The organism is Xanthomonas sp. NCPPB 3174, assembly GCF_056725205.1.
In genome coordinates, this window is record NZ_CM161517.1 from 1,152,500 (window position 1) to 1,177,976 (window position 25,477).

20 protein-coding genes, 1 pseudogene and 1 riboswitch are annotated in these 25,477 nt (G+C 67.7%); of the genes and pseudogenes, 14 read left to right on the top strand and 7 right to left on the bottom strand.

Translation table 11 applies throughout. The features are described from left to right. Positions 1-133 precede the first annotated feature (133 nt). The gene (locus AC1PK7_RS05190) at positions 134-763 is read right to left on the bottom strand and encodes a DUF4291 domain-containing protein (protein WP_481100076.1); all 630 of its coding nucleotides are present in this window, start codon (positions 761-763) and stop codon (positions 134-136) included. A 175-nt stretch (positions 764-938) separates the two neighbouring features. Here AC1PK7_RS05190 and AC1PK7_RS05195 point away from each other — a divergent pair, with 175 nt between their 5' ends. From AC1PK7_RS05195 to AC1PK7_RS05205, 3 genes and pseudogenes are all read left to right on the top strand, one after another. Next, complete coding sequence (locus tag AC1PK7_RS05195) at positions 939-2,324, top strand: DUF763 domain-containing protein (protein WP_481100077.1); 1,386 nt, start codon at positions 939-941, stop codon at positions 2,322-2,324. A gap of 391 nt (positions 2,325-2,715) precedes the next feature. Next, the gene (locus AC1PK7_RS05200; protein ID WP_420009126.1) at positions 2,716-3,288 is read left to right on the top strand and encodes a phosphatase PAP2 family protein; all 573 of its coding nucleotides are present in this window, start codon (positions 2,716-2,718) and stop codon (positions 3,286-3,288) included. A 124-nt stretch (positions 3,289-3,412) separates the two neighbouring features. Then, positions 3,413-3,907 (top strand): annotated as a pseudogene (locus AC1PK7_RS05205) (DUF6496 domain-containing protein); the annotation flags it as partial. Positions 3,908-4,380: 473 nt separating this feature from the next. Here AC1PK7_RS05205 and AC1PK7_RS05210 read toward each other — a convergent pair. Continuing rightward, complete coding sequence (locus AC1PK7_RS05210; RefSeq protein ID WP_481100078.1) at positions 4,381-4,731, bottom strand: nucleotide pyrophosphohydrolase; 351 nt, start codon at positions 4,729-4,731, stop codon at positions 4,381-4,383. 179 nt (positions 4,732-4,910) lie between these two features. On the opposite strand from AC1PK7_RS05210, the gene AC1PK7_RS05215 reads away from it, so the two are divergent. Next, positions 4,911-6,074, top strand: a complete 1,164-nt coding sequence (locus tag AC1PK7_RS05215) for a zinc-dependent alcohol dehydrogenase (protein WP_010340268.1) — start codon at positions 4,911-4,913, stop codon at positions 6,072-6,074. 646 nt (positions 6,075-6,720) lie between these two features. Here the strand turns inward: AC1PK7_RS05215 and AC1PK7_RS05220 are convergent. Together AC1PK7_RS05220 and gcvP are read right to left on the bottom strand one after the other, a co-directional pair. Continuing rightward, positions 6,721-8,832 carry a catalase gene (locus tag AC1PK7_RS05220; RefSeq protein ID WP_481100079.1) on the bottom strand — a complete coding sequence of 704 codons (2,112 nt, stop codon included), beginning with the start codon at positions 8,830-8,832 and terminating at the stop codon, positions 6,721-6,723. Positions 8,833-9,064: 232 nt separating this feature from the next. After that, positions 9,065-11,926 (bottom strand): aminomethyl-transferring glycine dehydrogenase, encoded by a 2,862-nt coding sequence (gene gcvP, locus AC1PK7_RS05225; RefSeq protein ID WP_481100080.1) that lies wholly within the window; start codon positions 11,924-11,926, stop codon positions 9,065-9,067. A 101-nt stretch (positions 11,927-12,027) separates the two neighbouring features. Beyond that, positions 12,028-12,131: riboswitch (glycine riboswitch) on the bottom strand. Positions 12,132-12,420: 289 nt separating this feature from the next. Between gcvP and AC1PK7_RS05230 the strand changes: the two genes are divergently transcribed. The 10 genes from AC1PK7_RS05230 (at position 12,421) to AC1PK7_RS05275 (ending at position 20,612) form a co-directional block, all read left to right on the top strand. After that, positions 12,421-13,671 carry a multidrug effflux MFS transporter gene (locus AC1PK7_RS05230; RefSeq protein WP_481100081.1) on the top strand — a complete coding sequence of 417 codons (1,251 nt, stop codon included), beginning with the start codon at positions 12,421-12,423 and terminating at the stop codon, positions 13,669-13,671. Positions 13,672-13,721: 50 nt separating this feature from the next. After that, on the top strand, positions 13,722-14,132 hold the full coding sequence (locus tag AC1PK7_RS05235) for a hypothetical protein (protein WP_010340260.1): 411 nt from the start codon (positions 13,722-13,724) through the stop codon (positions 14,130-14,132). Positions 14,133-14,136: 4 nt separating this feature from the next. Continuing rightward, on the top strand, positions 14,137-14,667 hold the full coding sequence (locus AC1PK7_RS05240; protein ID WP_481100082.1) for a GNAT family N-acetyltransferase: 531 nt from the start codon (positions 14,137-14,139) through the stop codon (positions 14,665-14,667). A gap of 512 nt (positions 14,668-15,179) precedes the next feature. After that, complete coding sequence (locus tag AC1PK7_RS05245) at positions 15,180-15,818, top strand: hypothetical protein (protein ID WP_040900440.1); 639 nt, start codon at positions 15,180-15,182, stop codon at positions 15,816-15,818. Positions 15,819-15,867: 49 nt separating this feature from the next. Further along, a complete protein-coding gene (locus tag AC1PK7_RS05250) occupies positions 15,868-16,995 on the top strand; it encodes a TrbL/VirB6 family protein (RefSeq protein WP_481100083.1) in 1,128 nt (375 codons plus the stop codon). Further along, entirely contained in the window at positions 16,982-17,542 is a 561-nt protein-coding gene (locus AC1PK7_RS05255) for a DUF4189 domain-containing protein (protein ID WP_481100084.1), read from the top strand. Before AC1PK7_RS05250 ends, AC1PK7_RS05255 begins: the two co-directional genes overlap by 14 nt. 147 nt (positions 17,543-17,689) lie before the next feature. Then, positions 17,690-18,016 carry a hypothetical protein gene (locus tag AC1PK7_RS05260; protein WP_481100085.1) on the top strand — a complete coding sequence of 109 codons (327 nt, stop codon included), beginning with the start codon at positions 17,690-17,692 and terminating at the stop codon, positions 18,014-18,016. Positions 18,017-18,040: 24 nt separating this feature from the next. Further along, complete coding sequence (locus AC1PK7_RS05265; RefSeq protein WP_481100086.1) at positions 18,041-18,565, top strand: hypothetical protein; 525 nt, start codon at positions 18,041-18,043, stop codon at positions 18,563-18,565. Positions 18,566-18,635: 70 nt separating this feature from the next. Beyond that, positions 18,636-19,226 (top strand): hypothetical protein, encoded by a 591-nt coding sequence (locus AC1PK7_RS05270; RefSeq protein ID WP_481100087.1) that lies wholly within the window; start codon positions 18,636-18,638, stop codon positions 19,224-19,226. A gap of 93 nt (positions 19,227-19,319) precedes the next feature. Next, a complete protein-coding gene (locus AC1PK7_RS05275) occupies positions 19,320-20,612 on the top strand; it encodes a Tle-like phospholipase domain-containing protein (protein ID WP_481100088.1) in 1,293 nt (430 codons plus the stop codon). A gap of 86 nt (positions 20,613-20,698) precedes the next feature. On the opposite strand, the gene AC1PK7_RS05280 is transcribed toward AC1PK7_RS05275, so the two are convergent. The 3 genes from AC1PK7_RS05280 to AC1PK7_RS05290 form a co-directional block, all read right to left on the bottom strand. Beyond that, on the bottom strand, positions 20,699-22,687 hold the full coding sequence (locus tag AC1PK7_RS05280; RefSeq protein WP_481100089.1) for a M2 family metallopeptidase: 1,989 nt from the start codon (positions 22,685-22,687) through the stop codon (positions 20,699-20,701). A gap of 126 nt (positions 22,688-22,813) precedes the next feature. Further along, positions 22,814-24,475, bottom strand: a complete 1,662-nt coding sequence (locus AC1PK7_RS05285) for a phosphoethanolamine transferase (RefSeq protein WP_481100090.1) — start codon at positions 24,473-24,475, stop codon at positions 22,814-22,816. Then, complete coding sequence (locus AC1PK7_RS05290; protein ID WP_481100091.1) at positions 24,472-25,251, bottom strand: phosphatase PAP2 family protein; 780 nt, start codon at positions 25,249-25,251, stop codon at positions 24,472-24,474. The genes AC1PK7_RS05285 and AC1PK7_RS05290 overlap by 4 nt, the downstream gene beginning before the upstream one ends. Between the last annotated feature and the right edge of the window lie 226 nt (positions 25,252-25,477).

The following is a 25,477-nucleotide window of genomic DNA, read 5'->3' on the forward strand; positions in this document are numbered from 1 at the left end:
TAAATCCCACGTAGGAGCGGCTTCAGCTGCGACGGGCATCTCCGGGAATGCCTGTCGCGGCTGAAGCCGCTCCTACGACGGTCGACGAGCCCGCCCGCGCGCCTGGGGCGTGCGGCGCGGCGGCCGACGAGGGCTACTGGTCGTCCAGGCCGACGTTCTGCGCCGCGCTGGCCGGCGGTACGTAGATCCGTTCGTGCGGCACCTGCAGCGCCGCCTCGCCGCGCTGCAGGTTCAGCGCCTGCGCATGCACGAAATCGGTGATGTCGGTGATCGAGAGGGCCTGCCGTTCGCCGTACTGGCGCAGCGCCTGGCCGCACAGCCCCAGTTGCAGTGCGCGACGCGGCAGCGCGCTGCCGTCGGGCGCGTGGTCGGGGTCCCACTGCAGGCGCACGTCGGATTGCTGGACTGCGTCCTTCCACGCGGCATGGCTGGCGAAGCGCACCGGATCGAACGTCGACGGGACCGCGGCGCGCAGCAGTTCGTCGAAGAAGGCGCGCGGCAGCCGGATCGCCAGGATCCGCTCCTGCCCTTGCTTCTGCGCCCAACCGGCGCGGTACATCATCCACAGGAAGTTCGGCTTGATCCAGCTCATGCGGTCGTAGCTGAACTCGCCGCCGAAGCGTTGATGGGCCACCGCGAACTGCGCGATCGCGGGGCGGTAGGCCTGGTAGACATCGATCGCATCGGCGTTGTAGTGCGCCAGGATGTGACGGCCCTGGCGGGGCCAGGCGGGCTGCAAGGCAGCATAGGGAACGGAATGCATCTGCGCGCAGTCTACGTCGCCGCAACAACGGCGTCGATCCGCTGCCGCGTGTCCCCTGGCCGGTTGCCTGCGGTCGCACCTGCGTGCACTGAACCGCTCAGCCTGCGCTCGCCCCAGACTCGCGCACTGAGACCGGCACTGGCTACCCTGGTGCACCGCCCTTCCCGGAGTCCCCATGAGCCGACGTTCCGGCAGCGCCGATCTGCCCCTGCACGGTGGCCGCGTGCCGAACTGGCTGGGTGCGCGCATGACCCGGCTCGGTGCGGTGATGTGCCAGGCCATCGTGCACAGCTACGGCCGCGACGAACTGCTGCGGCGCCTGGCGCATCCGTTCTGGTTCCAGTCGCTGGGCGCGGTGATGGGCATGGACTGGCACTCCTCCGGCATCACCACCAGTGTGCTGGGCGCGCTCAAGCGCGGCCTGGCGCCGTTGTCCGGCGAACTGGGCATCCATGTGTGCGGCGGCCGCGGACGGCATTCGCGGGCGACGCCGGACGAACTGCTGGCGGTGGGCGAGCGCACCGGCCTGGACGGTGCGGACCTGGCGCGGGTCAGTCGCCTGGTGGCCAAGGTCGACAGCGCCGCGGTGCAGGACGGCTTCGACCTGTACATGCATGGCTTCATCGTCAGCGACGAGGGGAGCTGGGTGGTGGTGCAGCAGGGCATGCACGGCGCACGCAAGCAGGCGCGCCGCTACCACTGGCTATCGGAAGGCCTGAGCAGTTTCGTCGACGCGCCGCATGCGGCCATCGACGGTCCGCGCCAGGGCCGCATCGTCAATCTTGCCGATCACCGTGCCGCCGCGGCGCGCGCGGCGCAGGTGGACCTGCTGCAGACGCTGGCGCCTGAGCGCATCGCCCGCGTGTACGCCGCGCTGGAGGCCGCGCAGGCGTCGGCACCGGTCGCCGCAGCGCCGGCCCGCACCGCGCAGCCGCGGTGCGACACTGTGCCGGCCGTCGATGCGCTGTTCGCCGAGACCGGCGACCTGTTCGCGCCGGCAGCGGCTGCGCTGCCAGAGCGTCGGCCCGCCGACCTGCCGCATCTGTCGCTGCCCGACCGTCACGACATGCGCGGCAGCGACGTCGTGGTGCGGCGCCTGCACGGGGCGCTGGCCGCCGCCGCCGAATGCGGCCCGCGCGATTTCCAGGATCTGCTGCAGGTGCCGGGCATCGGTGCGCGCACGGTGCGGGCGCTGGCGCTGGTGGCCGAGGTACTGCACGGTACGCCGTGCCGCTTCAGCGACCCGGCGCGTTTCTCGCTGGCCCACGGCGGCAAGGACCGGCATCCGTTCCCGGTGCCGACGCGGGTCTACGACCACACCATCGGCGTGCTCAAGACCGCGGTGGCGCAGGCGAAGCTGGGCCGCGAGGAGAAGCTGGAGGCGATTCGCCGCCTGGACGCGCAGGCGCGCCTGCTCGAAGCGACCGCGCGTGGCCCATCGGTGGAGGACTACATCGCCGAGGAGCGCGCGCAGTCGCATGCCTATGGCGGGCGCAGCGTGTTCGGCTGGGAGCCGGCGCCGCAGGCTGCTGCAGAGAGGCGCGCCGCACGCGCCACCTGAGGGGCACGTGCGGCGGGTTGCTTGCGTCGCGCGCGAACGGATCCGGGATGTCGTGCAGAAGCGGCGTCCGGGCGACTGTGATGATTGCGATACGTGCTGTAGGAGCGGCTTCAGCCGCGATGGGCGTTCCCGTTCAAGCCCGTCGCGGCTGAAGCCGCTCCTACGAGGGGCTGGCTACGAGGGGCTGGCTGTGGCTCGGGAAGCCGCCGGGACGCGCATTGCGATGCGGCGGCTGGATCAGGGGCCGTGCTTGTCGTCGCCACGCTTGCGCCTCCGTCGCGCGCTGCGCACCGCGTTCCTCACGCTTCCTGGATCGCCCGTATCATGGCGGCCACGGCGCACTGCATCGCTGCCCCCAAACGACGCGTACGCCGAAGGACGTTTTTTTAGCATGTGGTCTGCCATCAGCAACTTCGGCGACGCGGCGATGACGCTGCCGCTGGCGCTCGCCTGCGCCCTGTGGCTGGCGCTCGGTGGTGGCGGTTGGCGCGCCGCCGGCACCTGGCTGGGCCTGCTGGCGGCCGCCGCGGCGCTGGTGGGAGCGACCAAGATCCTCTACGCCGGCTGCGGCGTGGAGCTGCGCGCACTGCAGTTCCGGGTGATCAGCGGGCATACCATGCTTGCCGCCTGCGTGTGGCCGATGGCGTGCATGCTGTGCCTGCGCGCGCGACCACGTCCGCGGCTGGCCGTCGCCTGCGGGTTCGCCATCGCCAGCGCGATCGCCATCGCCCGCGTCTACGCACGTGCGCACAGCCTGTCCGAGGTTGCGGTCGGCGTGGCCGTCGGGGCCGCGACCACCGCCTGCTATCTGCAGTGGCGCGGTGCGCCGCAGTTGCCCGCGCGCCTGCGCGTGTACGCCATCGCGTCGGTGCTGTCGGTCTGTGCGCTGATGTACGGACGCCACGCGCCGATCCAGCACGCCATCCAGACCTACTCGCCGGCGCTGTGCGGCCGCGATGGCTGAGCGCGGCGTCGCTGGCGTGCAGGCATGTGCACGCGCGCTTCGCCTGTCGTATGCCTGCTCTTGACCTGGGCGTTGCTACACCCGGAAGCGATGGCCGTCATGGTCGCTTTCAGGAGACGTCGCGATGCCGGAGCAATCCACCACCACCCGTGCGCGCCGCGCCAAGCGCGAAGGCAAGGCCGGCACCACCCAGGCCGGCGAATTCGTGCGCGAGGAGATCGATCGCGTGCGCGAGGGCAAGACCGAGGTGAAGTCGACCAAGCAGGCGATCGCCATCGGCCTGTCCAAGGCGCGCCGTGCAGGGGTCAAGACCGGTGCGTCGAAGACCGCGTCGAAAGCCACCAAGAAGAAGGTTGCGCAGGAAGAGGCCAAGGGCGGCAAGCAGGGCAAGCCGTCGCCGACGCGTTCGCGTGGCGCCAAGAAGGCGCTCAAGACCGCCAGCAAGGGCACGACCGCGCGCAAGACCGTCGGCAGCGAGGCGCTGTCGAAGCAGACCAAGCGCGCGGCGAAGAAGCGCAGCGCCAGCAGCCGCTCGGCCGCGGCGAAGAAGGCCGCGCAGACCAAGGGTGCGACGGTGCGCAAGGCCGCAGCCAAGAAGGCGGCGCAGACGCGGGCCAAGAAGTCCGGCACGCGCACGTCGGCCGCAAAAAAGAGCACGGCCAAGTCCGCCTCGGCGAGGAAGACGACGGCCAGGAAGGCCGCGAGCAAGACGGCTTCGGCAAAGAAGACCGCAACGAAAAAGGCCGCGACGAAAAAGACCGCTGCGAAGAAGTCGACGGCCAGGAAGACGCCGGCGAAGAAGAGCGCCACGCGTGCGAGCAGCAAGCGTGCCAGCAAAACGTCGTCCTCACGCAACGGCAGTGCGCGATAACAACGCCTAGCTGCCGCATGCGGCGCCGTGGCGCATGGCGGGCATCTCTGCGCCCAGGAACGTCCGCTGTAGGAGCGGCTTCAGCTGCGACGGGCTTCACCCGGAAACGCCCGTTGCGGCTGAAGCCGCTCCTACGGAGCAAGCTGCATTCGGCTTGTCGCGGAGGCCGGTGATTCGGGGCTTGCCGCCTCGTCGTCGCGCGGCAGCCGCCTTGCGTGCCGTTACAACTCGGTGTACTTGGTGATGCGCCCCTTGGCGCGCTCCACCGGATACTTGGCGGCGTTGGCCAGCATCTTGCGTTGCGCGGCCTCGATCGGATCGATTTGCAGCTTGTCGCACAACTGCACCAGATACAGCAGCACGTCGGCGATCTCGCTGCCGACCTGCTGCTTTTTTTCTTCAGAAAGCTGGCGGCTCTGCGCATCGTCCAGCCATTGGAAATGCTCCAGCAGCTCCGCCGCTTCCACCGAGAGCGCCGCGGCGAGATTGCGCGGACTGTGGAACTGACCCCAGTCGCGGGCGTCGGCGAAGGCGCGCTGCGCGGTCTGCAGGTCGTGGAGGCTGTCGGGCATGGGTGTCGGCTCGCAGTGGGGACGGCGCATGGTAATGCAGCGGCCGCGCATGCACGCAGGGCATCGCCTGCAAGGCACGCGCCGTGGTCGCGACATCGGACTCACGGCATGGTCACCGACGTTGCACGGCATCGACGGCAACACTGCAGTCACGTGTTCGCAGACGAAAGGAACTACCCATGCAAGCTCTGACCTATCACGGCACCCGGGACGTGCGCGTGGAAACCGTTCCCGACCCGGTGCTGGTCGAGACCGACGACATCATCCTGCGCGTCACCGCCACCGCGATCTGCGGTTCGGACCTGCATCTGTACCGCGGCAAGATCCCCGATCTGCACACCGGCGACGTGCTCGGGCACGAGTTCATGGGCGTGGTGGAGGAGGTCGGCCCGGACGTGCAACGGGTGAAGAAGGGCGACCGCGTGGTGATCCCGTTCGTGATCGCCTGCGGCGAGTGCTTCCATTGCCGCCTGACCGAGTACGCCGCCTGCGAGACCACCAACACCGGCAAGGGTGCGGCGCTGAACCAGAAGGGCATCCGCCCGCCGGCGGCCCTGTTCGGCTACAGCCATCTGTATGGCGGCGTGGCCGGCGGCCAGGCCGAATACGTGCGCGTGCCCAAGGCCAATGTCGGCCCGCTGGTGGTGCCGGACGTGCTGCACGACGAACAGGTGCTGTTCCTCTCCGACATCCTGCCCACCGGCTACCAGGCCGCAGTGAATGCGGGCGTGCGTCAGGGCAGCACGGTGGCGATCTTCGGCGCCGGCCCGGTCGGGCTGATGACCGCCGCCTGCTGCCGCATGCTCGGCGCCGAGCGCATCTTCATGGTCGACCGCTACCCGTACCGGCTGGATTTCGCCCAGCGCACCTACGGGGTGATCCCGCTGAATTTCGAGGAGATCGACGACCCGGCCGACATCATTGTCGGCCAGACCGACGGCCGCGGCGTGGACGCCAGCATCGACGCGGTGGGCTTCGAGGCCAAGGGTAGCACCGTGGAAACGGTGATGGCCACGCTGAAGCTGGAAGGCAGCAGCGGCACCGCATTGCGCCAGTGCATCGCCGCCACGCGTCGCGGCGGCACCGTCAGCGTGCCGGGCGTGTATGCCGGTTTCATCCATGGCTTCCTGTTCGGCGACGCCTTCGACAAGGGGCTGAGCTTCAAGATGGGCCAGACCCACGTCCAGCGCTTCATGCCCGAACTGCTGGAGCATATCGGCGAGGGCCGGCTGCGCCCCAACGAGATCATCACCCACCGCCTGAGCCTGGCCGAGGCGGCGCAGGGCTATTCGATCTTCGACAAGAAGGAGCAGGACTGCCGCAAGGTCATCCTGACACCGTAAAACGGCGAGATGCGGCCGGGTGTCCCGCTGGCGGGCCGCCCGGCACCGTGCCGGGAGGGGGCGGACGGGCAAAGAGCGCGTTGCGCCGCAACACGTTAAGGCTGCCGCTGCGATCGCGGATCGCGTCCGGATGGCTTCTTGCGCGGCGGCGCGCGGGCGCGCCAACCGTTCGTCGCGAACAGGTGAAAATTTCACGCCCCCTTCACCCGTCGTCACTGTAGACACGGCGCCCCGCAGTTCGGGATAAGTTTTTGTCGCGCCCTGGGCGCAACCGTTGGCTGGGAGTGGCTTGCCGGCTTCTTGTCAAGCCCGTGACAGGCTTTATGACGACAGATCAATAACTTAGTTGTTCCGCTCAGGTGAGGAAGGCGTTGGGCTGTTGTCCACAGGGGGTGTGGATGACTTCTGCATAAGGTTGTGGATAAGCCCAAGGCCGGCCCGTGACACAACAGTGTCAAGAGGGGTGGCGAAAAATTGACCAAGCGATTTTTTGGGGCGCCTTTGGGGTGCCTCCCGGGACTGTTCCAGCCTCGTTGGGCATGTCCTGGACCGCGCTGGGGCAACTCCAGGCCTAGCCAGGCCCACAGGCATCGCCATCGCCATGGCGCCAGCGGAACGGCGCCATGGCGGAAACCGCAGCCGCCGCTCAGGCCAGCAAGCGCAGCTTCGGCTCGCGGCTCCACTGGCGGGTCTTGGCCGCGGTCACGAAGCCCTTGCTGTCGCTGGCCTCGACCACGCCTGCATCCTTCTGTACGTTGCCGGCCTTCAGCAGCGGCTGCGCGCCGGCGTCGGCGGCGATGGCCTTGAGGTGGGCGAAGGCGTTGCTGACGAAGTCGATGGCCGCCGACTCCTTGCTCAGCCGCTTGCCGGCCTCGGCCGACAGCACCACCGCCACCGCGTCGAACACGAACGATGGGGTGCCGGCCAGTTGGCCGTCAGCGGCCAGGCGCTTGCCGTCGCTGAGCACGGCGCCGCCCAGCTTGGGCGCGACGATCTTGACCGCCGCGCCGGCGTCGGTGGCGGCCTTGCGCAGGTCGCGCACCAGTTTCGCGTCCGAGCCCTCGTCGATCAGGATGCCGATCGCGCGGCCCTGCAGCGTCGGCTTCATGCGGCCGATGAGCTGCAGCGCCGGCGACAGCGGCAGGTCCTGCGGCGCGACCGCGGCGGGCGGCGCCGGCGGCAGCGTGTCCAGGCCCAGGCCGTCGGCGACGCGTTGCGCCAGCTTGGGATCGACGTGGCGCAGGTGCCCGACCACCGCCTCGCGCACGTGCGCGGTGTCGACCTTGGACAGCTCGAACACCAGCGCCGAGGCCACATGCGCCTGCTCCGGCTGCGTCTGGCTGCGGTAGAACATCCGTGCCTGGCTGTAGTGGTCGGCGAAGCTCTCGGCACGCACGCGGCCCTTGGCACCATCGTCGGGCTGGGTGCGGTGGCTGACGAAGCCGCGCGCGGTCTCGCGCGGGCTGTCGGCCTGCAGCGAACTGGGTTCGTAGGCCACGCGGCCCTTGGGCACGCCCATCTGCATGTGGCCGTCGCGCTGCATGTTGGCGAACGGGCACTTCGGCGCGTTGATCGGCAACTGGTGGAAGTTGGGCCCGCCCAGGCGGCTGAGCTGGGTGTCCAGGTACGAGAACAGGCGGCCTTGCAGCAGCGGGTCGTTGGAGAAGTCGATGCCGGGCACGATGTTGGCCGGGCAGTACGCCACCTGCTCGGTCTCGGCGAAGAAGTTGTCCGGCCAGCGGTCCAGCACCATGCGCCCGACGATCTGCAGCGGCACCAGCTCTTCCGGGATCAGCTTGGTCGAATCCAGATGGTCGAACGGGAAGGCGTCGGCCTGTTCCTCGGTGAACAGTTGCACGCCCAGTTCCCACTCCGGGAAATCGCCGCGCTGGATCGCCTCGAACAGGTCGCGGCGGTGGAAGTCCGGATCGGCGCCGGCCAGCTTCACCGCCTCGTCCCAGATCGTGGATTGCAGGCCGAGCTTGGGCCGCCAGTGGAACTTGACGAAAGTGCTACGCCCTTCCGCGTCGAGCAGGCGGAAGCTGTGGATGCCGAAGCCTTCCATCATGCGCAGCGAGCGCGGGATGGTGCGGTCGCTCATCGCCCACATGATCATGTGCAGCGATTCGGGCATCAGCGAGACGAAGTCCCAGAACGTGTCGTGCGCGCTCGCGGCCTGCGGGAAGCCGCGGTCCGGTTCCATCTTCACCGAGTGGATCAGGTCGGGGAACTTCAGCGCGTCCTGGATGAAGAACACCGGGATGTTGTTGCCCACCAGGTCCCAGTTGCCTTCCTTGGTGTAGAACTTGACCGCGAAGCCGCGCACGTCGCGCGGCGTGTCCACCGAGCCGGCGCCGCCGGCGACGGTGGAGAAGCGGGTGAACACCGGGGTCTTCACCCCGACCTCGGTGAGCAGCTTGGCGGTGGTGTACTTGGCCAGCGAGGCGGTCAGTTCGAAGTAGCCGTGCGCGGCGCTGCCGCGCGCGTGCACGATGCGCTCGGGAATGCGCTCGTGGTCGAAGTGGGTGATCTTCTCGCGCAGGATGAAGTCTTCCAGCAACGTCGGCCCGCGCGGCGTGGCGCGCAGCGAGTTCTGGTTGTCGGCGACCGGGATGCCCTGGTTGGTGGTCAGCGGCGGATGCGTGCCGCCGGCCTGCTGGTGCAGTTCGTCGCCATGGCCGCGCTGGTCGGCGGGGGCGGTGGATACGAGGGCGGTGGACGATGCGGAATCGTTGGGCGTGCGTTTGCGGCTGGCCATGGGAGATCGCTCCGGTGCGTGGCGGAAGAGGACGTCGCGGCGGTGTGCCCGGTGCGTGAAGGTGCGGGCGCGGCGGAAGTTCCGATCCTGGGCGGCGCGGCGTGAACGAGCCGTGCAACGCGCTGCATCGCACGCACTTGTCTACTGCGGTGCGCACGATGCGCACGCATAAAAAAACCCAGCCTCGCGCGCGAGGCTGGGTCTCGGATGCACCGTCGAACGTCGCCGCGGCTCAGACCACCGCGTCTTCCTTGTACGCATCCACCGGGATGCATGCGCACATCACGTTCTTGTCGCCGTACACGTTGTCCACGCGCGCCACAGGCGGCCAGTACTTCTGCTGCTTGAGCGTCGGCAGCGGGAACGCGGCCAGTTCGCGCGGGTAGGCGTGGGTCCACTCGCTGGCGGTGACCTGCGCGGCGGTGTGCGGGGCGTGCTTGAGCGGGTTGTCCTCGCGGTCCAGGCGGCCGTCCTCGATCGCGGCGATCTCTTCGCGGATCTGGATCATCGCGTCGATGAAGCGGTCCAGCTCGTGCTGCGATTCGCTCTCGGTCGGCTCCACCATCAGCGTGCCGGCGACCGGGAAGCTCAGCGTCGGCGCGTGGAAGCCGAAGTCGATCAGGCGCTTGGCGATGTCCTCGGCACCGATGCCGCTGGTCTTCTCCAGCGGGCGCACGTCGAGGATGCACTCGTGCGCGACCAGGCCGTTGCGGCCGGTGTACAGCGTCTTGTAGTACGGCGCCAGGCGCTTGGCGATGTAGTTGGCGTTGAGCAGCGCGACCTGGGTGGCCTTGCGCAGCCCGCTGTTGCCCATCATGGTGATGTACATCCAGCTGATCGGCAGGATCGAGGCCGAGCCGAAGCTGGCCGCCGAGACCATGCCGACGTCGCCCTCGCCGCCGAGCGTGCGCGGCAGGTACGGCGCCAGATGCGCCTTCACCGCGCATGGGCCGACGCCGGGGCCGCCGCCGCCGTGCGGGATGCAGAAGGTCTTGTGCAGGTTCAGGTGCGACACGTCCGAGCCCCACTTGCCGGGCTTGGCCAGGCCGACCAGCGCGTTCATGTTGGCGCCGTCGGTGTAGACCTGGCCGCCGTGCGCGTGCACCGCTTCGCAGATCGCTACCACGTCTTCCTCGAACACGCCGTGGGTGGACGGGTAGGTGATCATCAGCGCGGCCAAGCGCTCCGAGTACTTCTCGGCCTTGGCGCGGATGTCGGCGACGTCGACGTTGCCGTTGCCGTCGCACTTGGTCACCACCACGGTCATGCCGCACATCTGCGCCGAGGCCGGGTTGGTGCCGTGCGCCGATTCGGGGATCAGGCAGATATCGCGATGGCCTTCGCCGCGGGCGCGGTGGTAGGCGCGGATCGCCAGCAGGCCGGCGTACTCGCCCTGCGCGCCGGAGTTGGGCTGCAGGCTGACCGCGTCGTAGCCGGTGCACTCGACCAGCATCGCTTCCAGTTCGTCGATCAGCTGCTTGTAGCCGACGCTCTGCTCGGCCGGAGCCAGCGGATGGATCGCGCCGAACTGCGGCCAGGTCACCGGGATCATCTCGGCGGTGGCGTTGAGCTTCATGGTGCAGCTGCCCAGCGGGATCATGGTGCGATCCATCGCCAGGTCCTTGTCGGCCAGCGCGCGCATGTAGCGTAGCAGTTCGTGCTCGCTGTGGTGGGTGTTGAACACCGGGTGCTGCAGGAACGCGCTGTGCCGCAGCAGCTGCGGCGGCAGCGCGTCGGCGGTAGCGGCGTCGAGCGCGTCCACGTCGGCCTGCGCGCCGAACAGCTGCGCCAGCGCGACCACGTCGGCGCGGGTGGCGGTCTCGTCCAGGCTGATGCCCAGCGACGCGCTGTCGATCGTACGCAGGTTGATGCCGGCCGCACGCGCCTTGGCGTGGATGGCCTCGGCATCGACGCCGGTGACGTGCAGGGTGTCGAAGAAGCGCTCGCCGACGGCGACGCCTGCACCACGCAGCGCTGCGGCCAGGATCGCGGCCAGGCGGTGGGTGCGGCGGGCGATGCGCACCAGGCCCTCGGGGCCGTGGTACACCGCGTACATCGAGGCCATCACCGCCAGCAGCACCTGCGCGGTGCAGATGTTGGAAGTGGCCTTCTCGCGGCGGATGTGCTGCTCGCGGGTCTGCAGGGTGAGGCGGTAGGCGGGGTTGCCGGCGGCGTCGATCGACACGCCGATCAGGCGGCCCGGCATCGAACGCTTGTAGGCGTCGCGGCAGGCCATGAACGCGGCGTGCGGGCCGCCGAAGCCGAACGGCACGCCGAAGCGCTGCGAATTGCCGACGACGATGTCCGCGCCCCATTCGCCGGGCGCGGCGATCAGGGTCAGCGCAAGCAGGTCGGTGGCGACCGCGACCAGGCCGCCTTGCGCGTGCACCGCGTCGGCCAGGGCCTTGTGGTCACCGATGTGGCCAAAGCTGTCCGGATACTGCAGCAGCACGCCGAAGCATTCGGACTGCAGCGCTTCCTCCGGGGTGCCCACGCGCAGCATGATGCCCAGCGGCTCGGCGCGGGTGCGCAGCAGTTCCAGGGTCTGCGGATGCACTGCGTCGTGCACGAAGAAGGTGTCGGACCTGGACTTGGCCGAGCGCTTGGCCAGGGTCATCGCTTCGGCCGCGGCGGTGGCTTCGTCCAGCAGCGAGGCGTTGGCGATCTCCATGCCGGTGAGGTCGGCGCACATGGTCTGGAAGTTGATCAGCGCTTCCATGCGGCCCTGCGAAATCTCCGCCTGGTACGGGGTGTAGGCGGTGTACCAGGCCGGGTTCTCGAGGATGTTGCGTAGGATCACCTTCGGCGTGTGGGTGCCGTAGTAGCCCTGGCCGATGAAGCTGCGGAACACGGTGTTCTTGTCGGCGATGGCGCGGATCTTGGCCAGCGCCTCCTCCTCGGTGACGGCATCGGGCAGCGCCAGTGCGGCCGGCGATTTGATGTTGCCCGGCACGATGGCATCGGTCATCGCCTCCAGCGAGTCGTGGCCGACGGTGCGCAGCATGTGCGCGATCTCGGCGTCGTTCGGGCCGATGTGGCGCTCGATGAAGGCGCAGTGGTGTTCGAGGTCGCGCAGCGAAGAGGTGTGAGACATGGCAGTCGTCCGGCTGAGGAAGGCACGAGGAGGCGGGGACGCGCGCAAGGCCGTCGTCGGCCGCAGCGGCGGGCACGATCGACGGGAAGCGCGTGTCTTCCCAATGCCCCTCTGTCCTTTTGCCTGAGAGTTTGGAAGCGGCGGCTGGCGCGCGCTTCGTGCCCCTTCGGCGCCGGGTTTGACCGGTCTCTCCAGAGTCTTGGTGCGGGTGGTATCGGGCCTGAGCGATTACGGGCGTTTGCGCCTTCGGCAGCGGGTTGCCCCGCTTCTCCCACCTTGCTGCGCTGCGATTATAGCGTGGCCGGCGCCGCCCACGGCGGGCCGTTCGCCCCCACGCCAGGCTGAATGGGCAAGCCGTGGCGGATGCGCGCCGGCGGCGGCTGCGCGTATCATGCCCGCACTCCCTTCTCTCGCGCCCGTCCATGCCGGACGGCGTCGTCGCGTGTGCGCCGGTCCTGCGGCCGCCGCGGCCGGCTTTTCAGGATGATCTCCCCATGACGCTCCCGTCCGTGTCCACGCGCCGCATGGCCCTGTTGCTGGCCGGGCTGGCGATGTTCGGCCCGTTCTCCATCGATACCATCTTCCCGGCGTTCCCGCAGCTGGCGCAGCGCCTGCACGCCGATCCGGTGGCGATCCAGCAGACGGTGAGCGTGTACCTGCTGGCCTACGCGCTGATGGGCCTGGCCCACGGGCCGCTGTCCGACGCGCTGGGGCGGCGGCGGGTGATCGTGGCCGGGCTGGTCGTGTTCATCCTGGCCTCGGCCGGCTGCGCGCTATCACGCGACCTGCCGACCCTGCTGACGTTCCGCGCGCTGCAGGGCGTGTCGGCCGGGGTCGGCATGATCGTCGGCCGCGCGGTGATCCGCGACCTGTTCCATGGCGACGATGCGCAGCGGCTGATGAGCCAGGTGTCGATGATCTTCGGCATCGCCCCGGCGATCGCGCCGGTCATCGGCGGCTGGATCCTGGGCAGCGGCCGCGGCTGGCCGATGATCTTCTGGTTCCTGGTCGGCTTCTCCTCGCTGCTGCTAGTGGCGACCCTGCGCTGGATGCCGGAGACGCATCCGCCGCAGGCGCGCACGCCGCTGGCGCCGCGCACGCTGCTGCGCGACTACATCGGCATCGCGCTCAATCCGCGCTTCCAGCGCCTGGCCGCGGCCGGCGCGTTCAATTTCGGCGGGGTGTTCCTGTACATCGCCTCGGCGCCGGTGTTCATGATCGACCTGCTGGGCAAGACCGAGCGCGACTTCGCCTGGCTGTTCCTGCCGACCATCGGCGGCATGACCCTGGGCGCGTTCCTGTCCGGGCGCATGGCCGGGCGGCTGGGGCCGATGCGCCAGGTGCGCTTCGGCTTCGTCTGCTGCGGCCTGTCGATGGCCGGCAACATCGCCTATACGGCGCTGACGCCGGCGATCGCGTTGCCGTGGGCGGTACTGCCGATCTTCTTCGCCGGCCTGGGTACTGCGCTGATCTTCCCGATCCTGGCGCTGGCGGTGCTGGACATGTACCCGCGCCAGCGCGGGCTGGCCTCGTCGCTGCAGGCCTTCACCCAGTTGATGGTGACCGTGCTGGTGGCCGGGGTACTGTCGCCGCTGCTCAGCGGCCATGCGCTGCACCTGGCGCTGGGCTCGGGCGCGTTCTTCCTGCTCGGCTGGGGCTTCTGGCGCTGGGAGCGGCGCAGCGGCAAGCGCCTGCCGCGGCCGGACGCGCAGGTGCCGCGACTGGAACCGGCGGACCCGCTGTGAGCGGCGTCGCGGTTGGGCTATCGTCGTCGGGTCATCGTTGAGGAAACCGCATGTCCATCCAGTCCAAGCAGCGCCGCGATCTGCGCAAGAAGCTGGCCGAGCGCCTGCGCCACCGTGCCGAGGACGCCGCGCCGGCCGCGCCCATCGAGCCGCATGCGGAACTGCGCGACCAGCAGCGCACGCTGCTGGCCGGCATCGTGCGCCGCGACGGCGAGTGGGTGCTGGGCATGGACGGGCGCATCGCCGGCCAGAGCGAGAGCGCCGCGCAGGTGCTGTCGCTGATCATGCAGGCGGCGGAACTGCACGAACGCGCCGGCACGCCGGTGCGGCTGATGTACTCGGACGCGCTGAAGGACGCCGCGCACGCCGATGCGCAGGCGCAGGGGCTGAGCTTCGACGAGTTCAAGACGCGCCACGCCCAGGTCATGCGCCGCGACGACGGCGCGGCGGCCCCGGCCTGAGGCCATGGGCCAGAGCGCGGGCCAGGCTGCGCAGGAGGCCGTGTCGCTGGCGCGGGTGCGGCGCCGCGACGGCATCGCGCTGATCCAGGCGCACCGCGCCAGCGTCGCCCTGCATCACCCCTGGACCTATCCGTTCACCGACGTGCCGGGGTTCGAAGCCTGGTACGCGCAGACCCTGGACGGCAGCAACATCGCGCTGCTGGCGCGCGAACGCAGCAGCGGCGCGCTCGCCGGCCTGTTCACCTTCAGCCAGGTGGTCGGTGGCTGCTTCCAGAGCGCCTATCTCGGCTACCACGCCATGGCCGGCTGCGAAGGCCGCGGGCTGATGACGCATGCGCTGCGCCTGTGCGTGGCCTACGCCTTCGCCGAACTGGGCCTGCACCGGGTGGAAGCCAACATCCAGCCGGACAACATCCGCTCGCTGGCCCTGGCGCAGCGCGCCGGCTTCCGCCGCGAAGGCTATTCGCCACGCTACCTGCGCATCGGCGGGGTCTGGCGCGACCACGAGCGCTGGGCGCGGCTCGCCGACGACTGAACGGTCGCATCGCGGTCGGCTGAAGCGGGCTGGCGCGGAGCTGGCTGCGCAAAACCGGCGGTGACGGCGTCGCTGCCCGGCTCGGGACATGCCGCGACGCAATGTCGGAGTTTTCCTACCCCGATCGGCGAAACCGTTGGCGTGCCTGGCTTCGCTGAATACGCCTCCCTACGGGGCCGCATGGGGCGGTGGAAATGGAATGCACTTCATGCAAGAGTCCCGCGCCACCTGACTCATCCGCTCATCAAGGACGATGGCCGCAGCAGGCTCGCGAACCCAATCATCCAGTGGCCGCGCTGCGGCCGCTGACGGCTGTTCGTTGCCGCCTGTCGCCGTGCAGTCGCCGCGATGATCGCCACCCCCTGTATCGCACCAGACTTGCCGAGACCGCCATGACCCACCCCTCGACCCGTCGCCACCGCTTCTCGCGCCTGTTCGCAGGTGTCGCGCTCGCCGCCTGCCTGGTCGCTGCGCCCGCCAACGCGACATGGATCGTCAACGACCCGATGTCGATGGCCAAGGCGCTGCAGGAATACGCCGAGCAGGCCAAGCGCTGGAGCGAGACGATCAAGCAGTACCAGATGCAGTTGGAGCACTACCAGCAGCAGCTCATCAAGCTGCAGCGGCTGCAGTTCGGCGATTCCACCATGGCCGACAACTTTCCGGAGCGGCCCCAGGACTATGGGCTGGAAGACGACTGCCCGGGCGCGAGCCAGAGCGGCATCGCCGGGCTTATAAATCAGTTCAAGGCGCTGGCGCCGGACTTGAACGGCAACGCCGTCGACGAGCAGATGAAGGTCTGCGCGCGCATCGTGCTGGCCAAGAACGCCCAATACAACGAGACGGTGCGCATGCTCAAGCGCCTGATCCAGCGCAACGAGCAGTTCAAGCAGGTGCAGGCGCAGCGCGACAGCGTAAAGACCAGTCAGGGCGCCCTGGCCGCCAACGACAACGAAGTGCAGCGTTTCGTCGCCCAGAACGCCATGGACCTGGATTACTGGCAGGCGCAGATGAAGGCCTACGACACCTACATCGTGGCGCTCAAGGACGACCAGTCGCGGTTGGCGCGGCGGGCGCTGGACGGCAACAAGAACAACATCCTGGGGCAGGTGATCCAGGCGGGTGTGCTCGCCGGGGCGCTGTCGAAGTGACGGCGCAGGCAACTCCAACACAGCACAGGACATCGGGCAGGCACGCAGCATGAACGGACTTTTCGACACCGCCACGCACTGGACGCAACCGTTGGCGGACGCCAATCTGGGGGACTTCCTGTTCTTCCGCCTGGTGAATAACTACTTCACCGACGAGATCGCCGATTTCGGCCTGGAGCTGATGCGCCGGGCGATGCATTGGGTGAGCGTGATCGCGCTGACCGCGACCACGTTCTGGGTCCTGATCCAGGGCTACCGCATCGCGACCGGGCAGTCGCGCGAGTCGGCGATGGCGACGATGGTCAAGGCGGCTAAGGTCGCGGTGATCCTGATGATCGCCTCGACCCTGGGGGCGAACGGCGCGGCGCTGCACAAAACGATGACCGACAACCTGGACAAGGAGATCCATGGGTTGTTCACCGGCGACGACACCAGCAGTGCGGCCGACTCGATCGACGACAACCTCAAGTACACCCAACTGGCCCTGTCGGCGCTGGATGCGGTGCGTGTGGACGCCAGCGATCCCGAATCGATCGAGAAGAAGGGGCGCTCGATGCTGCTGGCCAGCTTCGGCACGGCCAGCCCACCGATGGCGGCGGGGGCGATGTTGCTGCTGTTCAAGTTCACCATGGCATTTCTGGTGGGCATCGGCCCGATCTTCATCTTCTTCCTGATGTTCGACCAGACCAAGGACCTGTTCCGGAAGTGGCTGTTCTACGTGCTGGGCACGTTGTTCTCGATGTCCATGCTGTCGGTGGTGTCGGCGATGGTGCTGAAGTTCACCGCCAAGGTGGCGGCGGCGTACTGGGCGATGAAGTTCATTCCGTTGGCCAACGCCGAAGGCCTGTCGTCCCAGGCCTTGCAGCAGGGCGGGATCGGGTTGCTGATGACGGTGCTGATCGTCACGGTGCCCACCATCGCGGCGGCGGTCTGGCAAGGCAACATGGGCACGTTCATGACCTACACGGCCTTCGGCCCTGCGACTGCGTCTTCGCCGGGGCCGCAGGGGCAGCCGCCGGGGTCTTATGTTCCGCCACAAGCACCTCATCAAGGAGCTTCGTCCTCTGGAGATCTTAACCACGGATCAGCAAGAGTGAGCGGTCGTGGGATGGAGGAACAAAGCCAGCCTACTGGTTCTCGAGGGTTGGCTGGATCAAGGAATAGTGCCGTCATTTAAATTGCGAGACTTGGTAATGAATTCATGTAAGTGGATCGGCATCTTCCTAATGCTCTTCTCTTTGACCGCGATGGCTGAGGGCGGCTGCCCTGCTGGGCAGTACCCGATCGGAGGGCAGGGTGCAGTTGGATGTGCCCCGATCCCTCCGGATCAGTCCGCTCAGCAACAAGCTCCCCGTCCGCTGGGAAAGTGGATCAAAACGTGGGGGGCGGTTGCCATGGGTGAGGTGGGGCTCGCGCGTGACTATGGTGTATCTACTGGAAAGCTTTCAAAAAAAGAAGCTGAGCAGGATGCGCTGGCTCGTTGCTCCAAGAACGGAGCAGCGAATTGTCAGGTTGGATTAGCTTATTTTAATCAATGCGTCGCGGTCGGAGAGCCGCAGGTCGAAGGGAAGCCGGATTTGATGGGGACTGTAAGTTTCAATGGGGAAGGTAGCCTTGAAAAGGCCGTTTCTTCCGCTCAGGCAGGGTGTGAGAAAAAAAATCCAGAAAATTCCTGCAAGGTTATTTATAAGGCTTGTACGGATCAGGTATTCAAAAAGTTCTAGGGCCGCTAGGGCTGATTTTTATCACTTGCGTATCTCGTTGTAGTTCATCTTGGTACTGCTATCGAAGCCTCGACTCGAATAGCGGTTTTATAAGCTCTAGAGCCGGCAAGTGCAAATCCGCAAAGCGCTGCATGGAGGAAGGAAGTCATGGCAAAGCGTGCATTTTTCGCAGCGTTCCTGTTTTATGCTGCGTCGGCGCCCTCGTCGGCGCAGACAGACGGCTACTACGAGTTCATTCCGTACTACGGCAACGATCCGTTTCTCTTTTGCACGATCGGTGTGCCCAGCGACTGCTGGGCGCCGATCAATCCCGCCACGGGCGCCTTCACCGTCACCAATCCTTACTGCTACAACGCGTACTCGTCTGCAATGTATGCGCGTGTCTGCCCCCATGCATTCACGAGCGGGAAGGTGGGGGCAGCGGCGGCGACGCCGCGCTCTTCCGTGGTACGGGATAGCGCTGCCGTTCCCTGACTTGGTCGATGCAGGAGCCGTGACATGTCCCACGTGCTGTGGTCGAAGGAGTGGCAGCTATGCGTGCGGCGCACGTGTGCGCTGCTGACCACGGCGCTGCTCGCACTGCTGCTCACCGCCGGGATGGCTGCGCTGGCCTACCGTCATGCGGGCGGCACGGCGCTGCTGATGGCCCAGGCGCTGGCGGTGTTGGGTGCTCTGCTGCAACTGGGCATGGTGGGCATGCTGGCGCTGCTGGTCGTGCGCGCGTCGCGCGCCTGGTGGCGCTTGCGCTCCGGTGGCAAGCGCACGGTGCAGTCCAGGCAGTTGTGCCACGCCATCCTGCAGGTAGCCGGGATGACCTTGCTGATGTGGTTGTCGGCGCTGGCGGCCGTCGCGCTTCCCGGTTCGCTGCCGCTCTTCATCCGGGTGCCGGAACTGGGTCTGTCGTTGCTGATGTTGATCGCTCTGTTGCTGATGCAGCGCCTGCACGTGCGCCATGGCTGTCGCCGGCTGACCGACGCCCTCGCTGCCGCCGAGCATGCCGCGCGGCGCACCATCGTGGCTTGAGGCCCTTTTCGTGAAAGCCAAGATCCTATGCGCGTTTTCCCTTCTGCTTTTGTTGACAGGATGCAACCCGATGAACGCTGCCTCGGAGAATGCCGCCAGTCCTCATGTCGACGCCCATGGTGACCCGGTGTACCGCATGAATCCGCATCCGACGCGGGCGTATCGGATCACGATGACCATCGAGGGCGCTCCGGGGCCGTTCGGATACGTGTCGGGTACGGCTTTCTACGATATGATCAATCATGCGCAATGCACGCCGATCGAACCCATCGAAGGAGTGTGGAGCAAGCCTGGCGAAAGCGGCATACCGATCGACTTCAAGAAGGTCGATGAAAGTACATTCGTCGGAACGGTCTACGCCGATGGCATGGTCGATGAAAACTATTACGGCAAAGGAGTATGCAGGTTCGCGCTGAGTGGTGTGGGCGTGACGCTGAGAGCGACCGGCAACCAGGTGGAGACCCGCTTTCAACCTGCGCTTTTCAAGGGCGAGGTCGAGAAGACTGCTTCTATTGCGACGTATTTCTGGAAAGGCGGCTATCCACGCGATCAGATGGAAAATTACCCGGATTCGGGTCATCGCGATCCAGAGAAGTTCAAGCAGGAATTGCAGCGTGCATTGTTCAAGATCACATTGTCTTCCACTAAGGAAGCGCCATGAATCTGACAAGTCAACAGTACGCTTTTCTCGCGGAAGACGTGTAGAACGCCGCGCGAGACAGGAGAGGACAGCAAGCCTGTCGTGATCGGTGGGGTGGCTTACAAGCGCCTTGAGTACGTGGATCGCCCGTCCGGTTACCAAGGGGTGCTCTATCAACGTCTAGATACGGGCGACTTGGTCGTTGCGCACCGTGGAACGGAATTCGATCGCCAACCGCTGCTTGACGGATTCGGAGTCGACGGCGGGATGGTGGCGACTCGCCACAACGCGCAGGTGGCAGATGCGATCCAGTTCACCAGGCACGCGCTGGAGTTGGCCGAACGCCAGGCGCAGCGAGATGGACACAGGCCGGCCGTCACGGTCACCGGCCACTCCCTCGGCGGTGACCTCGCACAGGTCACGGCGCACCACTTCGGCCTGAAGGGCGAAACCTTCAACGCTTACGGCGCGGTCAGCCTGGATCGCCGCATTCCCGAAGGCGGCACCGATGTCGTCAACCACGTGATGGCCGGCGATCCCGTCAGCGCGGCCAGCCGGCACTACGGCCAGGTCCGCATCTACGCCACGCCCGAGGAAGTCGCCACGCTGCAGCGCGCCGGCTACGACAACAGCAAGGGAAGCTGGGAGGCACGCAATCCCTTCAGTGCGGTCCGCGGGTTGATCGTCGAGTCGCACCGCATGCACAACTTCCTGCCGGTGGACGGCAATGGGCGGCCCGACCGCTCCGTGCTGGAAGATCCAGCGGCGCATCGGCGCGCCGCGCAGTATGCGCCGATGATCGGCAGGTACCGCGAGGATGTCGAGTCCATGCGGATCGGCACCACGCTCCTGGCGCGCGGCGTGCGCGGGCTGGCCGGTGACGCCGTCGACGAACTGCGCGGGCCACTGCCGGCGGGCGAAGGCCGGCAGGGCATCGGTGCGCCCGAATGGTCGGAGCACATGCAGCGGCTGCATCTGCCGAAGCAGGACGCTCGCGAGCCGCAGGGCTGGCATGTGCCGCTGAAGGTGCCGGAGCAGGGGGCGGCAGTGCGGGACGAAGACCCGCTGTTTCGAGCGATCAAGGAACGATTCCCGGCCGCCACGCCGGATGCGACGCTGAGGCATGCCGCGGCGCAGGCCCAGTGCGACGGCATGACGCGGCCCGAGCAGATCAAACACGTCATGGTCGACGGTGGCAATGCCTGGATCGAAGGGTCTACGCCGGGGGTTCCGGGTGAAGGTCGATCTCTCTGCGGCGCCATCGCGACTGGAAGAGACGATCGCATCACCCGCCAAGGGCGGGGCGGCGCTCGCGTTGCAGCAGGCCGACAGCGAGGCGCAGCAGGTGTCTGCACGGACGCGATGAGCATTTCAGGCATGTCGCCGCTTCTTTTCCAGCCTGACTGATCCGCACGGCGCGCATCTCCTCTACGCGCTGACGTGCACGGTCTGTCCTGACGACTGCGCTTCGGCTTTGCGCCCGCCGCGCCGCCTCAGCCTTGCTTCTGCGCCGGCACTGCAATGGGTTGCGCTGCGGCATTTGCCTCCCACCCGCACATCCGCCCCTGGTTCTGTTGCTTGAGCCACTCCTGCATCGGCGCGAAGTATTCCAGCAGCGGGCCGGCGTCGATGCGCTCGCTGCCGGTCAGTTCCTTGAGCGTGGCCTGCCAGGGCTGGCTGGCGCCGCGCTGCAACATCGACCAGAACTTCTGACCGGCTTCCTTGTTGCCGTAGAAGGTGCACTCGTACAGCGGGCCCTTGTAGCCGGCGGCGTCGCACAGACTCTTGTAGAACTGGAACTGCAGGATGTGCGAGAGGAAGTAACGCGTGTACGGCGTGTTGGCCGGCACGTGGTACTTGGCGCCGGGGTCGAAGAAGTCCTCGCCGCGCGGCGTCGCCGGCGCCACGCCCTGGTACTTGGCCTTCAGCTCCCACCAGGCCTGGTTGTAGCGGTCCGGGGCGATCGAGCCGTCGAACACGCCCCAGCGCCAGCGGTCGATCATCAGTCCGAACGGCAGGAACGCGACCTTGCTCAGGGCCATGCGCATCTGCGCGTTGATCAACGCCTCGCGGCCGACCTGCGGTGCGTCGACCAAGCCGATCGAATGCAGGTACTGCGGGGTCATCGCCAGCACCACGGTGTCGCCGATGGCTTCGTGGAAGCCGTCGTTGGCGCCGCCCTGGAACAGCGGCGGCAGCGGGTTGTAGGCCAGGTCGTAATAGACGTGGCCGAGTTCGTGGTAGATGGTGGTGAAGTCTTCTTCGTTCGGCTTGACGCACATCTTGGTGCGCACGTCGCCGGCCATGTCCATGTCCCAGGCGCTGGCGTGGCAGACCACGTCGCGGTCCAGCGGCTTGATGAACTGGCTGCGCGTCCAGTACGTGTCGGGCAGCTTGGGCATGGCCAGCGAGGTGTAGAAATCCTGCGCGCGCTCGGTCATTTGCCGTGCGCTGAGCAACTGCGCCTCGCGCTGGGCCATGAACCGCGCTTCCGGCGAGGTGTCGCCGTTGCGCCGCGCCAGCGCCGCGCTCAGGTTGCCCTGGTACTGCCGCTCCAGCGCGTCGGTGATGTCCAGGCTGCCGGCGCCGGGGTAGGGCTGCAGCAGGTCCCACAGGTTGCTCCAGTCCTGCTGCCACATGTTGCCCATCAGGTGCGCCGGCAGCAGGCCGCCGGCCAGTTCGCCCTTGTCCTTGCCGTACTCGGCGTCGAGCTTGCCGCGCGCGTAGCAGTGCAACTGTTCGTAGAGCGGCTTGACCTGGGTCCACAGCCGGTCGGTCTCGGCAGCGAGCTGCGCGGGCGGCATATCGTAGCCGCTGCGCCATAGCGCACCGGTATCGGCGTAGCCCATGTCGCGCGCGCCCTCGTTGACCAATTCGACGAAGCGCTGGTAATCCTTGCGCATCGGTTGCACGGCGCCATGCCAGCCCTGCCAGGCATCCAGTTGCTGGTCGTAGTCGCGGCTGCGGCGCAGCACGTCCTCCAGTTCGCCCAACTGCCGGCAACGGCGCGCGTCGCCCTCGCCGGTGCAGTAGGACGCGGCGCCGTAGGCGCCCTCCATCTTCGTCGCCAGGGCGGCCAGTTCGCCCAGCCGCACCGGATCGCGCGGCGCCGGCATCGCGGTCATCTGCTGCAGCAGACGCAGCGCGCGGGCGCTGTCGGCCGACATCGGCTTGCCGTCGTAGCGCCGCGCCTGCGCGATCCAGCCGTTGAGCGTGGTCAGCCAGCGCGCATTGGCCTTGGCCGCCAGCCGCTCGCTGTCGCCGTTGATGTAGGTGGCCGACAGCCATTGCGCCGCGGTCAGTTCCGGCAACAGCGCGCGGTATTCCTCGTTGATGCGGGCGACGAACTGGTCGGCGCTTTCGCCCTCGGGCTGTGCTGCGGCCGGGGCGGCGGTGTCGGCCGCGGGTTCCTTGCGGCAGGCGGACAGCGTCAGCAGGCTCGCGCCGAGGCACAGCGCGAGCAGCGGAGAGCGGTGGTTCACGGCGAATCCTTGCAGGGCGATTGCCCGGAAGGCTAGTGGGCCGCCCGCACCGCCGCAAGTTCGGGCGGCACGCCCTCGGCTGCGCCGCCGCGTCCGATCACGCCAGGGCGGCGCGTGGACGCTCGGTCATTGCGGCTTGGCGCACTGCGCGAACAGGTCGCGCGAGCGGTCGTAGACGCCGGTCCTGACCTGCATCAGGCCCAGCACCGACGGGAACAGGTTGTCCTGGTCGGCGTAGCGGCGCGACCGCGCCTGCAGGCAGGCCAGGTCCAGGCCGCGCGCGCTGGCGAAGCCCGGCGAGAACCACATCACCATCGGCACGTGGGTCTGCTCCTGCGGCGCGATCGCATAGGGCACGCCGTGCAGGTACAGGCCCTTCTCGCCCAGCGATTCGCCGTGGTCGGAGAGGTAGAGCATCGCCGTGTCGTAGTCGGGCATGGCCTGCAGCGTGTCGATGGTGCGCGCCAGCAGGTGGTCGGTGTACAGCAGCGAGTTGTCGTAGGCGTTGGTGATCAGCTCGCGGCTGCAGTTGCCTAGGTCGGCGGTGTCGCAGGTGGGGGTGAAGCGGCGGAACGCGGCCGGGTAGCGCTCGAAGTAGCTGGGGCCGTGGCTGCCGAGCTGGTGCAGCACCACCACGCGGTCGCCGGGCTTGGCGCGCACCTGCGCGGCCAGGTCCTGCAGCAGGATCTCGTCCATGCAGCGCCCGTCCTTGCACAACTGCGGATCCTTGGCGTCGTCCAGGTGCTGGATCTGCAGGCCATCGCACACGCCCTTGCAGCCGGACTGGTTGTCGCGCCACAGCGTGCTGATGCCGGCGTGCTCGAGCACGTGCAGCAGCGACTGGTGCTTGCGGATGTTGCTCTCGTTGTAGTCGTGGCGGCCGAACGGCGAGAACATGCACGGCACCGAGACCTCGGTGCTGGTGCCGCAGGAGTGCATGTCGGGGAAGTTGATCACGTCGCGCTTGGCCAGCTCCGGCGTGGTCTGCCGCGCGTAGCCGTTGAGGCCCCAGTTCTGCGCGCGGGCGGTCTCGCCCAGCACCACCACCAGCAGCCGCGGCTTGCTGCCCGGTGCGCGCGCGGTGGCCTTGGCGTCGTGTTCCAGCGGCAGCTTCGGCGCCTTGCGCGTGGGGCTGTCGGACTTGAAGTTCTGCCGCAGCGCGACCAGGTAGTTGATCGGCGTGGCCAGGTAGCGGATCTCGCGATGGTTGCGCATCATCGCCGACAGGTCCTGGAACGAGAGCATCGCGGCGATGCCGCCCAGCGCCAGCATGCCGACCAGGAAACCTGCGCGGATCGCCAACGCCTTCAGCGGCGAACGCCGGATCAGCCGCACCCGCCACAGCACCAGGATCGGCAGCACCGCATAGAACAGCAGCGGCGCGATCAGCGCCGGGGTCATCAGCTCGCGCGATTCCTTGTGGTCGGTGGCCAGCACGTTGCGCAGCATGTCCGCGTCCAGGTAGACGCTGTAGCTGTTCATGTAGTGCGCGGCGAACGCGGTGGTGATCAGCAGCACCGTCAGCACCGGCTTGGCGATGCCGCGCCACAGCAGCAGGCCGAGCAGCAGGCCATGCACCGCCAGCAGCAGCAGGAACAGCGACAGCGCCAGCTTGACGTCGCCGGCATGGCCGCTCATCGCGCTGCGCCAGAACATGCCGTTGCAGGCCAGAGCGAAGAACGCGCTGGCCGCCAGCGCCAACATCTCGTTGCTCAACTGCGGACGCCAGGCCCACCAGCGGGCACGGGATGCGGTGGACGGCGAGGGCGGTGCGACGGGTCGGCTCATGCGGCGGCATCGTTGGTGATGGAGGGGCGCTGACCGGCCTGCAACGCCATCGCGTCCGGCCACAGCATCGCCCGGTACAGGCCCAGTGCCACGCCCCAGCACAGGGCCAGCGTCCATAGGTCGTGCGACATGAAATGCGCGCCGCGCAGCTGTTGGCCGAGACCGAACAGCAAGCCTCCCCCGAGGCCGATCGCCAGCGCTGGCCAACGCCAGGCCGGCTTGAGCGCCAACGCGACGAAGTACAGCCCCACCCAGGCATAGCCGGCACTGGAATGACCGGCGGGGAAGCATACCCCGCGCGGCATGCCCGCCGGGCGGGTCTCGAACAGGCCCACGAAGATCCGCTCGCCGCCATAGCGGACCAGATCCCAGGGGCAGTCCATGTGGGTCACCGACTTCAGCAGCGACACCACCCCGGTGCTCAGCCCCACCGCCAGCAACAGGTACAGCAACGGCAGACGGTAGCGGCGGCCATCGGGACGGCGCCAGGCCCACACCGCCAGCGCGGCGGTCACCGCCCACGCTGCGGCGCTGAGCATCTTGCCGTCGTGGTGGATCAGGCTACGGGTCAGCGCCGCATCCTTCAGGGCCCACTGTCCGCCTTCCCAGCGATACAGCAGGTCGGCGATCCAGAAATCCCCGCCCAGGCCCATCAGCGCCGTGCTGGCCAGCAGCACCAGCGCCAGCGGCACCCACAGGTGGGAAAGATAGAAGTACCGGCGCGCGCCGAGGTCGGGCGCCGCCGCAGCGGACAATCGCAGGGGCGTACTGATCATGGTCGACGAAAGCGGCCAGGGGCGGCGGGAAAGTGGGGGCATGGTCGGGTTGCCGGTGTCGGATAGCTGTCGGAACTGCCGGTGAGAGGGCCAGGGCTTCAGCCAAGGTTGCGCACGGCCGCGGTGATGCAAGCGCCGGGCCATAGGCGTCCATGGCCGGCTTGGAGGGCAGCCTGGAGGCGTCGTGTTGGGATTCCTTCCAGGTTTTGTCGAGATTCGATCAAGG

What these genes read in the sequence shown, in the direction of transcription:
- AC1PK7_RS05190 (WP_481100076.1), bottom strand. Translation starts at nt 763, where the DNA reads ATGCATTCCGTTCCCTATGCTGCCTTGCAGCCCGCCTGGCCCCGCCAG.
- AC1PK7_RS05195 (WP_481100077.1), top strand. Translation starts at nt 939, where the DNA reads ATGAGCCGACGTTCCGGCAGCGCCGATCTGCCCCTGCACGGTGGCCGC.
- AC1PK7_RS05200 (WP_420009126.1), top strand. Translation starts at nt 2,716, where the DNA reads ATGTGGTCTGCCATCAGCAACTTCGGCGACGCGGCGATGACGCTGCCG.
- AC1PK7_RS05210 (WP_481100078.1), bottom strand. Translation starts at nt 4,731, where the DNA reads ATGCCCGACAGCCTCCACGACCTGCAGACCGCGCAGCGCGCCTTCGCC.
- AC1PK7_RS05215 (WP_010340268.1), top strand. Translation starts at nt 4,911, where the DNA reads ATGCAAGCTCTGACCTATCACGGCACCCGGGACGTGCGCGTGGAAACC.
- AC1PK7_RS05220 (WP_481100079.1), bottom strand. Translation starts at nt 8,832, where the DNA reads ATGGCCAGCCGCAAACGCACGCCCAACGATTCCGCATCGTCCACCGCC.
- gcvP (WP_481100080.1), bottom strand. Translation starts at nt 11,926, where the DNA reads ATGTCTCACACCTCTTCGCTGCGCGACCTCGAACACCACTGCGCCTTC.
- AC1PK7_RS05230 (WP_481100081.1), top strand. Translation starts at nt 12,421, where the DNA reads ATGACGCTCCCGTCCGTGTCCACGCGCCGCATGGCCCTGTTGCTGGCC.
- AC1PK7_RS05235 (WP_010340260.1), top strand. Translation starts at nt 13,722, where the DNA reads ATGTCCATCCAGTCCAAGCAGCGCCGCGATCTGCGCAAGAAGCTGGCC.
- AC1PK7_RS05240 (WP_481100082.1), top strand. Translation starts at nt 14,137, where the DNA reads ATGGGCCAGAGCGCGGGCCAGGCTGCGCAGGAGGCCGTGTCGCTGGCG.
- AC1PK7_RS05245 (WP_040900440.1), top strand. Translation starts at nt 15,180, where the DNA reads ATGGCCAAGGCGCTGCAGGAATACGCCGAGCAGGCCAAGCGCTGGAGC.
- AC1PK7_RS05250 (WP_481100083.1), top strand. Translation starts at nt 15,868, where the DNA reads ATGAACGGACTTTTCGACACCGCCACGCACTGGACGCAACCGTTGGCG.
- AC1PK7_RS05260 (WP_481100085.1), top strand. Translation starts at nt 17,690, where the DNA reads ATGGCAAAGCGTGCATTTTTCGCAGCGTTCCTGTTTTATGCTGCGTCG.
- AC1PK7_RS05265 (WP_481100086.1), top strand. Translation starts at nt 18,041, where the DNA reads ATGTCCCACGTGCTGTGGTCGAAGGAGTGGCAGCTATGCGTGCGGCGC.
- AC1PK7_RS05270 (WP_481100087.1), top strand. Translation starts at nt 18,636, where the DNA reads ATGAACGCTGCCTCGGAGAATGCCGCCAGTCCTCATGTCGACGCCCAT.
- AC1PK7_RS05285 (WP_481100090.1), bottom strand. Translation starts at nt 24,475, where the DNA reads ATGAGCCGACCCGTCGCACCGCCCTCGCCGTCCACCGCATCCCGTGCC.
- AC1PK7_RS05290 (WP_481100091.1), bottom strand. Translation starts at nt 25,251, where the DNA reads ATGATCAGTACGCCCCTGCGATTGTCCGCTGCGGCGGCGCCCGACCTC.